Genomic DNA, 9,211 nt, shown 5'->3' on the forward strand with positions numbered 1-9,211 from the left:
ATGATCTATCAAGCAAACAATCAGAAGCAAAGGGTTCTGGCCGATTTTGATCAGGCGCTGGTGTGGTCGGTTGTGCTACTGCTGAGTATTGGATTGATCATGATCTATTCAGCCTCCATTGCGATTGCAGAGGCGCAATTTGGTGCCGACCGTGCCGGTTATTATTTATTACGGCACAGTGCCTATCTGGCTGTCGGATTGCTATTGGGATTGGTTACCTTTCAGGTACCCATGCGGATATGGCAGAAATATGTCACTTATTTTTTTATGATCAGTGTCTTGATGCTGGCGCTGGTTCTAGTGCCCGGTATTGGTCATGAAGTCAATGGCAGTCAGCGCTGGATTTCACTTTATGTGGTGAATATTCAGCCCTCTGAGTTTGTAAAGCTTTTCATGGTGTTGTATACCGCTGACTATGTTAGTCGCAAAGCAGGCGATTTAAATTCTTTCCTGAAAGGATTTCTTCCAATCACAGTAGTTCTATCCATCGTGGGGTTTTTATTATTACTGGAACCCGATTTTGGAGCATTTTTTGTAGTAACCACGCTGGTTATGTCTATCCTGTTTCTGGGGGGTGTCAGTTTAAAAATATTCATTGCGCTGATTGGTATTCTGGCAATTGGTTTGTACGAACTAATTTTGAGTTCAGAATACCGGATGGCTCGAGTAGTTGCATTTATGGATCCCTGGGCGGATCCGTATGGAAAAGGCTATCAACTGAGCCATGCACTCATCGCATTTGGCCGCGGCGAATGGCTTGGTGTCGGTTTGGGAGGCAGTGTCGAGAAACTCTTCTACTTGCCTGAAGCGCACACCGATTTCTTACTTTCGGTGTTGGCTGAGGAGCTTGGGTTTGCTGGGGTGGCTGCAGTAATCGTATTGTTTATCTGGCTCATCATGCGCGCTTTTATCATCGGCAGGCTGGCAGCAAAACTCGGCAACCCTTTTTCGGCCTTGGTAGCGCAAGGAATTGGCATCTGGATCGGTGTACAAGCATTGATCAATATGGGCGTCAATATGGGCGTTTTACCCACCAAAGGATTAACGTTACCGTTGCTAAGTTTTGGCGGCAGCAGTATCACAGCAAATTGTATTGCATTAGCAGTAATACTACGGATTGATTGGGAAAACCGCCAGCGGTTGCGGGGGCTTAACGTATGAGCACACCTACCATTCTGATTATGGCAGGCGGCACCGGAGGGCATGTGTTTCCGGGATTGGCGGTAGCCGATTATCTCCGGCAAGCCGGATGGCGCGTCGTTTGGCTAGGAACTGAAGCAGGAATGGAACTAAAGCTGGTACCGCAACATGGCTATGAAACCGAAGTGATTAGTTTTTCCGGGTTACGGGGTAAGCATTTGGCTGCCTGGTTGATGCTGCCGCTACGTTTGCTCAAAGCGTTCTGGCAGAGTGTCCGGATTATTCAGCGCGTGAAGCCTGATGTGGTTCTAGGCATGGGCGGTTATCCGGCATTCCCCGGCGGCATGATGGCATCACTGTTAAATAAGCCATTGGTGATTCATGAACAAAACTCGGTAGCGGGGTTAACCAATAAAGTTCTGGCGAAGCTAGCGGATAAAATTTTTCTCGGATTTCCGGATACCATTCAGGCTGATCAAGAAAAAGCAGTATGTTCTGGCAATCCGGTACGTTCAGAGATAGCACAAATAGAAGCGCCTGAAAAACGCTTCCTCGGTCGGCAGGGAAAATTGAGTTTGCTTGTCGTAGGCGGCAGTCTGGGTGCGCAAATCTTGAATACCATTGTGCCGCAAGCGCTTAAATTAATATCGGAGAATCAGCGTCCAGTGGTGGTGCAGCAAGCGGGTACCGCAAATCTGGAAACCGTTAAGAAGGCTTACGAAGAACTACAGCTGGACGGAGAAGTGATCGCATTTATCGATGACATGGCAAAACGCTACGCCGCCTGTGATCTGGTATTGTGCCGTGCCGGCGCACTGACCATTGCGGAATTAAGCGCAGCAGGCGTCGCCAGCATACTGGTGCCGTATCCACATGCGGTGGATGACCATCAAACCAGTAATGCCAGATTTCTTTCTAGCCATGGCGCTGCCATGTTATTGCCACAAAGTGAATTGACTGCGCAGAACCTGGCAGAATTGCTGGCAAATTTGACACGGGAAAAATTGCTCGGTATGGCAATCGCTGCGCGTAGTCAGGCAAAACCGGAAGCAACCCGAATCGTGGCTGAGGCCTGTATTGAACTGAGTGGAGCGCTGCATGAAGCATAAAGTTAAACACATTCATTTTGTCGGTATCGGCGGCGCGGGCATGAGCGGTATTGCCGAAGTTTTCGTTAATCTGGGTTATCAGGTCAGCGGCTCAGATCTGATGGACAATCAGGTGACTCAACGCTTGGCCAAACTGGGTATAAAGGTGTATGCCGGTCATACAAGCCAGCAGATAGCCGGGGCAGACGTGGTGGTTATCTCGACCGCAGTCAAACCGGACAATCCTGAAGTGATTGCAGCCAAAAACAAGAATATTCCGGTTGTGCCACGCGCCTTGATGCTGGCGGAATTGCTCAGGTTACGTAGCGGCATAGCAATTGCCGGCACGCATGGCAAAACTACCACTACCAGTTTGATTGCCAGCATACTGGCGGCGGCAGATATGGATCCTACATTTGTTATCGGTGGAAAACTGGAAGCGGCAGGTTGTCATGCGAAATTAGGAAGTGGTGAATTCATTGTCGTCGAAGCAGATGAATCGGATGCTTCATTTTTGTATTTGCAACCAATTCTGACCGTGGTGACAAATATCGATGAAGATCATATGGAAACTTATGGTCATGACTTCAACCGGCTAAAGCAAACATTTGTAGAATTTGTACAGCACCTGCCCTTTTACGGAATGGCCGTGGTGTGTGTAGATGATGCCAATGTGCGTGAAGTGATGCCAGCTATTACGAAACCTATTACCACGTATGGGTTGTCCGAAGATGCTCAAGTCCGCGCCATCAATATTCAGCACGCAAATCATCAGATGAAGTTCACTGCCGTGGTCGGCGTTAATGGTTCAGCTCGTAAACTGGATATCATCTTGAATTTACCCGGCTTACATAATATACAGAATGCACTGGCGGCAATTGCGGTTGCCAACGAGATCGGTGTGCCGGATGGGGCGATTGTCAAGGCACTATTAGAATTCAAAGGGGTGGAAAGGCGTTTTCAGCAATACGGAGAAATTAAATTCTCCGCGCAGAAAAGCTTTGCGCTTGTTGATGACTATGGTCATCATCCGGCTGAAATGGAAGCAACCATCAAAGCAGCTCGCGGTGCCTTTCCTGGCCGGCGATTGGTAGTGGCATTTCAGCCGCATCGCTACACACGTACCCGAGATGCGTTCGAGGGTTTCACCCGGATTTTATCTCAAGTTGATGTGTTGTTACTCACAGAAGTTTATCCGGCAGGTGAAGATCCTATCGTCGCAGCGGATAGTAAATCATTGGCACGCTCAATCCGCGTACAAGGAAAAGTGGAACCCATTTATATTGAGGAAGTGGATGATTTACCGTCAGCAATTCTGGATGCTGTGCAAGATGACGATGTTGTGCTGGTGATGGGGGCCGGTTCTGTGGCAAAAGTAGCACCGCATATCGCCCAAATGGGGAATAAGTTGATTGTTGTTAATGGTTATGAATACTGAGAATCAATGGGAAATGACCAGTTTGTCACCCAATACAAGGTTTGCCATGTCAGTAACCGATCTATTGACCGGTGATGCGGACATGCCTGTTCTACGTGGTGAAATGCGTACCGATGAACCCATGAGCAAGCATACTTCCTGGCGTGTTGGGGGACATGCGGACCATTATTACATCCCGGCAGATCTGGATGATTTTGCAAATCTCCTGCAGGGGTCTCCTCATAAATCCATTACTGTCATCGGATTGGGCAGCAATCTGCTGGTTAGGGATGGCGGTTTACGTAGTACGGTGGTAGCACTGCATGCACAATTAAATGATTTGCGATTGATTGAGCAGAATCAATCCGGCGGACTCATTTATGCAGGCGCCGGTGTGGCCTGTGCGAAAGTTGCGCGATTTGCCGCCAGACATAATCTGGCCGGCGCAGAGTTTCTGGCAGGGATACCGGGTACAGTAGGCGGAGCGCTGGCAATGAATGCCGGGTGCTATGGATCGGAGATTTGGGAAATTGTTGCTCAACCACAGATTATTAATCGCAGCGGACACGTATTTATTCGCCAACCGAGTGAGTACACGATTGGCTATCGCAGCGTAGAACTGCAACACGAATTGACCAGCACGATTGAGCCAGAATGGTTTGCCGGCGGGTATCTCAGATTGCCGCATGGGGAACAGACAGAATCTCGACAACGCATTAAGCAACTGCTGGCGCAACGCATCGACAGTCAACCGCTCAATCAACCGAACGCGGGTTCAGTATTCCGCAACCCCCCGGGGGATTATGCAGCGCGTTTAATTGAAGCCTGTGGTTTGAAGGGATGTAGTATCGGCGGTGCCATGATTTCACCCAAACATGCCAATTTCATTGTCAATACCGGCACCGCCACAGCTACGGATATTGAAGCCTTGATCCTGATGGTGCAAAGCAGGGTTAAAAAAGCAACGGCTATCGAGTTGCACCAGGAAGTCCGGATCATCGGCGATGCCAGGAGGCTTACGTAGTGATAACGCACAACTTCGGCAAAGTAGCTGTTCTACTCGGCGGCCGTTCTGCAGAGCGTGAAATATCACTGCAAAGCGGGCAAGCTGTTCTGGATGCACTGCGTAGAGGTGGTGTCGATGCTTATCCATTTGATCCGGCAGAGCAAGCACTGGAAGAACTTTTACATCAAGGATTCAATAGAACATTTATCGCGCTGCACGGACGTTTTGGTGAAGATGGCACAATCCAGGGTGTGCTGGAATGGCTGGGATTGCCTTATACCGGTAGCGGTGTCATGGCCAGTGCACTCGCCATGGATAAATGGCGCACCAAATTGATCTGGCAGGCAACAGGTATCCAATCGCCGCGCTATGAATTGTTGCAAGCTGACAGTAATTTTGAACAAGTCGCTGAAACCTTGGGATTACCGCTGATTGTTAAACCAGCGCGGGAAGGATCCACGATTGGTTTGAGTAAAGTGCATCACCAGCAGGATTTGGCAGCAGCGTATCAATTGGCAGCACAGCATGATGCTTTGGTACTCGCTGAAGAATTCATTGCAGGAACGGAATTAACCGTTGCTATTCTGGGAGAAACACCACTGCCAGTCGTGAAAATTGAAATTGCCGGTGAGCTTTATGATTATCAAGCCAAGTATTTCTCGAATGAGACGAAATACTTCTGCCCAAGCGGTTTACCGGATGAATTGGAATCGATAATCCAGAGTCAAGCATTGCGGGCTTATCAGGTGTTGGGTTGTCAGGGTTGGGGAAGGGTTGATTTGATCTTGAGTCAAACCAATCAATTTTATTTTCTCGAGGCGAACACTTCGCCTGGAATGACTAGCCATAGTCTGGTACCGATGGCAGCCAGGACGGCTGGAATTTCGTTTGAGGATCTGGTTTTGAGAATATTGGATTTATCTCATGTGGAATAACCATCACGCTTTGGATTTGTTAGCAAAGATACTATTTGCTTTAGTAGCGATGGCGGTTTTGTATGCAATCAGTTTGCAGCTTATCAAACCGCCCTTATTCCCCATTAAAGAAATTAATGTGCAGGCTGTTCAGGGTGCAGAGAAAAATGATGCGGAGTTACACAATATTACTTATGAACAGATCGAGCAACTTGTAAGAAACGAAATGGAAGGAAACTTTATTTCGGTCAATCTAACTGCCGTGCGAGAAGCATTTATCAAATTACCCTGGGTTCGTGAAGCCAGGGTAAACAGAAAATGGCCCAATGGTCTGAATGTAATACTGGAAGAACATCAGGCATTGGCCTACTGGGGAAGTCATGCACTGGTCAATACTTACGGCGAAGTATTCCGGGTTAGCGTAGAAATGGATCTGCCTGTTTTTACCGGACCCAATGAAGCCAGTGCGTACGAAGTCGCGCTGCAATATGCGCGTTTCAATAAAATACTGGTGCCATTACAACAGCATATTGCGGAGATAAACCTGACCCCACGCTATGCTTGGCGTATTCAACTAAACACCGGAACAATACTGGAGTTAGGGCGAAATGAGATAGAGGAAAGACTTACTCGCTATGTTTCAGTATATAACCACAGTATTGCTCGACTAAATCAACAAGAACCGTTGGCATATGTCGATTTGCGTTATCCAAATGGTTTTGCTATTCGCATGCCTGAAGTAATGCAGCATGTACCACGTAAATCCGGTACGAGGAGAGAAACGTGAGACCAGGGAGATGGAGCTAGATGAATAAAGCGAGAGAAAATAGAAATTTGGTTGTCGGCCTCGACATTGGCACATCAAAAATTGTGGCCATCGTCGCGGAAGTTATTCCAGAAGGTGGCTTTGAGGTGATTGGTTTAGGCAGCCATCCTTCACGCGGATTGAAAAAAGGTGTGGTGGCCAATATCGAAACAACGGTGAATGCAATTCAGCGCGCATTAGAAGAAGCGGAATTGATGGCGGATTGTAAGATTCATGAAGTTTATACTGGAATAGCCGGCAGTCATATCAAAGGCTTTAATTCAGATGGCATGGTTCCCATTAAGGACAAAGAAGTCACCGAAAAAGACGTGGAACGGGTGATGGAAGCAGCGAAGGCTGTGAACATACCGGCTGATCAGCAAATCCTGCACATCCTGAATCAGGAATTCATTATTGACGGCCAGGAAGATGTACGTGAACCGGTGGGTATGAGCGGTATACGACTGGAAGTAAAAGTGCATATTGTGACCGGTGCAGTATCTGCCGCTCAGAATATCGTGAAATGTGTGCATCGATGCGGCCTGGAAGTTCGAGATTTAATTTTGCAACCATTGGCATCTGCGATGGCCGTTTTATCCGACGATGAAAAAGATCTCGGTGTCTGCTTAGTGGATATCGGCGGCGGAACAACAGATATCGCGGTATTTACACATGGGGCGATCCGGCATACCGCAGTCATTCCAATCGCTGGAGATCAAATAACCAATGATATTGCGATGGCATTACGTACCCCGACAAAGAGTGCTGAAGATATCAAGTGCCGCTACGGGTGTGCATTAAGAAGTCTTGCCGATACGCAAGAGATGGTGGAAGTGCCCGATGTAGGTAATCGCGGTTCGCGCCAGTTATCCAAACAAACCTTGGCTGAAGTGATTGAGCCCCGCGCGGAGGAACTCTACTGTCTGGTGCAAGCCGAGCTACGCCGCAGCGGGTTTGAAGAATTACTATCCTCAGGAATCGTAATAACGGGCGGATCTGCTTCATTACGCGGAATGGTGGAACTGGGCGAAGAGATTTTTCACATGCCCGTGCGATTAGGCCTACCTAATTATCATGGCAATTTAAAGGAAGTGATCCATACACCTCGGTACTCGACAGGTATTGGCTTAATCCTGGCCGGTATCGAGCAGATGCAGCATCAACAGGGTTCAAGAATGCAGGGAGGTTCTGCCAAGCAGATTTTTTCCAGAATGAAGGGGTGGTTTCAAAGAAATTTTTAATTCGAAATTTCAAGGGTTGTATTTGCAGTCAAGCGGCTTTAATTTCAATGTACTAAAGGAGAAACATTATGTTCGAAATCATGAATAACGATACTCAAGAGGCAGTCATCAAAGTTGTTGGTGTTGGTGGTTGCGGAAGCAATGCAGTGGACCATATGATCCAGAATGGCATGCAAGGCGTTGAGTTCATCAGTATGAATACTGATGCACAAGCATTGAAAGGAAATAAAGCGCCAACAATACTGCAACTGGGTACAGGTATTACCAAAGGATTGGGTGCAGGAGCAAATCCTGAAATTGGACGTGAAGCCGCACTGGAAGATCGTGACCGGATTGCCGAGTTGATTCAGGGCGCGGATATGCTGTTTATCACTGCAGGTATGGGGGGTGGAACAGGGACAGGTGCAGCGCCCGTTGTCGCACAAGTTGCCAAAGAAATGGGTATTCTAACCGTAGCTGTTGTCAGCAAGCCATTTGCATTTGAAGGAAAACGCCTGGTAGCCGCTAAGGCAGGAATGGAAGCACTCTCACAGCACGTTGATTCATTGATCGTGATCCCTAACGATAAACTAATGATGGTGTTAGGTAATGATATCTCCATGCTGGATGCATTTAAAGCCGCCAACGATGTGCTGTATGGTGCAGTAGCCGGTATCGCGGAAGTCATTAATTGTCCGGGTTTGGTTAACGTCGACTTTGCTGACGTCAAAACCGTGATGTCAGAAATGGGTATGGCAATGATGGGATCCGCAATAGCGATGGGTGTTGATCGCGCGCGTGTTGCAGCAGAACGTGCCGTCTCAAGTCCGCTGCTAGAAGATATTTCCCTGGCTGGCGCGCGAGGTATTTTGGTAAATATCACCGCCAGTCAATCACTGAAAATGCGCGAAGTACATGAAGTGATGAATACGATTAAAGATCTCACCGCTGAAGATGCAACCATTATTGTGGGCACAGTGATTGATGAAAATATGGCTGATAATTTGCGCGTAACCATGGTCGCGACCGGGCTTGGCAGTTTAGTCAGCCAGAGCCAGAATACACCATTGACTGTTATCCATAACCGTACCGGAACCGATGACAGAGATTCAATTTATTCCTCAGAAGAGCCAGCCGTAATGCGGACAGGTAGAAGAAGCAATGCCACCGTAGCAGCGATGCGTCAATCCGGCGTTGATCCCATGGATATTCCGGCTTTTTTGAGAAGACAAGCGGATTAGTCAGATTAAGTTGAAAACAGTTTGATGAAACCCTGTTGGATTACCAACAGGGTTATTCTTACAAGTTTATGGAAGCCTAGGAGACTGCGTTGAAAGTCTATCTGCGTTGCCGCTGCGGCGTTAAAACAGACTCAAAATACTTATTTATTAAGCAGTGAATACGTTGACCTGGTCAAGTAAAACCGGACACCCCAGTTAAGCAACTTTCATCGTTTTTGCTGCTTCAGCTTCATATTGGTTCGGACTTTTGTAATCCAGGTATGAATGCAGTCTCTGGTTGTTATAAAACACGGCGATATACTGCAAAATGTCCTGCTGTGCTTCATAGCGGGTTTGGTAATGCCGCCATTGGCAACGTTCCTGCTTGAGGCTGCCAAAGA

At 47.7% G+C, this 9,211-nt stretch carries 9 protein-coding genes; 8 read left to right on the forward strand and 1 reads right to left on the reverse strand.

Features of this window, described 5'->3' with window-relative positions:
• From ftsW to ftsZ, 8 genes are all read left to right on the forward strand, one after another.
• Entirely contained in the window at positions 1-1,161 is a 1,161-nt protein-coding gene (ftsW, locus tag QZ942_RS03875) for a putative lipid II flippase FtsW (RefSeq protein ID WP_292993378.1), read from the forward strand.
• Positions 1,158-2,249: an undecaprenyldiphospho-muramoylpentapeptide beta-N-acetylglucosaminyltransferase gene (gene murG, locus QZ942_RS03880; protein ID WP_292993379.1), complete on the forward strand. Its 1,092-nt coding sequence runs from the start codon at positions 1,158-1,160 to the stop codon at positions 2,247-2,249. Before ftsW ends, murG begins: the two co-directional genes overlap by 4 nt.
• Positions 2,239-3,666 carry a UDP-N-acetylmuramate--L-alanine ligase gene (murC, locus tag QZ942_RS03885; protein WP_292993380.1) on the forward strand — a complete coding sequence of 476 codons (1,428 nt, stop codon included), beginning with the start codon at positions 2,239-2,241 and terminating at the stop codon, positions 3,664-3,666. Before murG ends, murC begins: the two co-directional genes overlap by 11 nt.
• Positions 3,667-3,712: 46 nt before the next feature.
• Entirely contained in the window at positions 3,713-4,669 is a 957-nt protein-coding gene (gene murB, locus QZ942_RS03890) for a UDP-N-acetylmuramate dehydrogenase (RefSeq protein WP_292993384.1), read from the forward strand.
• Positions 4,669-5,586, forward strand: a complete 918-nt coding sequence (locus QZ942_RS03895) for a D-alanine--D-alanine ligase (RefSeq protein ID WP_292926222.1) — start codon at positions 4,669-4,671, stop codon at positions 5,584-5,586. Before murB ends, QZ942_RS03895 begins: the two co-directional genes overlap by 1 nt.
• Entirely contained in the window at positions 5,576-6,352 is a 777-nt protein-coding gene (locus QZ942_RS03900; RefSeq protein ID WP_292993381.1) for a cell division protein FtsQ/DivIB, read from the forward strand. Before QZ942_RS03895 ends, QZ942_RS03900 begins: the two co-directional genes overlap by 11 nt.
• A 20-nt stretch (positions 6,353-6,372) precedes the next feature.
• Positions 6,373-7,611, forward strand: a complete 1,239-nt coding sequence (gene ftsA, locus QZ942_RS03905) for a cell division protein FtsA (protein ID WP_292926220.1) — start codon at positions 6,373-6,375, stop codon at positions 7,609-7,611.
• Positions 7,612-7,679: 68 nt separating this feature from the next.
• Entirely contained in the window at positions 7,680-8,831 is a 1,152-nt protein-coding gene (ftsZ, locus tag QZ942_RS03910) for a cell division protein FtsZ (RefSeq protein ID WP_292993382.1), read from the forward strand.
• 195 nt (positions 8,832-9,026) lie between these two features.
• On the opposite strand, the gene QZ942_RS03915 is transcribed toward ftsZ, so the two are convergent.
• A partial coding sequence (locus QZ942_RS03915) for an IS3 family transposase (protein ID WP_292993383.1) occupies positions 9,027-9,211 on the reverse strand: 185 nt, incomplete at its 5' end.

This window comes from Nitrosomonas sp., assembly GCF_021731985.1.
In the GTDB taxonomy this organism is placed as follows: Bacteria; Pseudomonadota; Gammaproteobacteria; order Burkholderiales; family Nitrosomonadaceae; genus Nitrosomonas.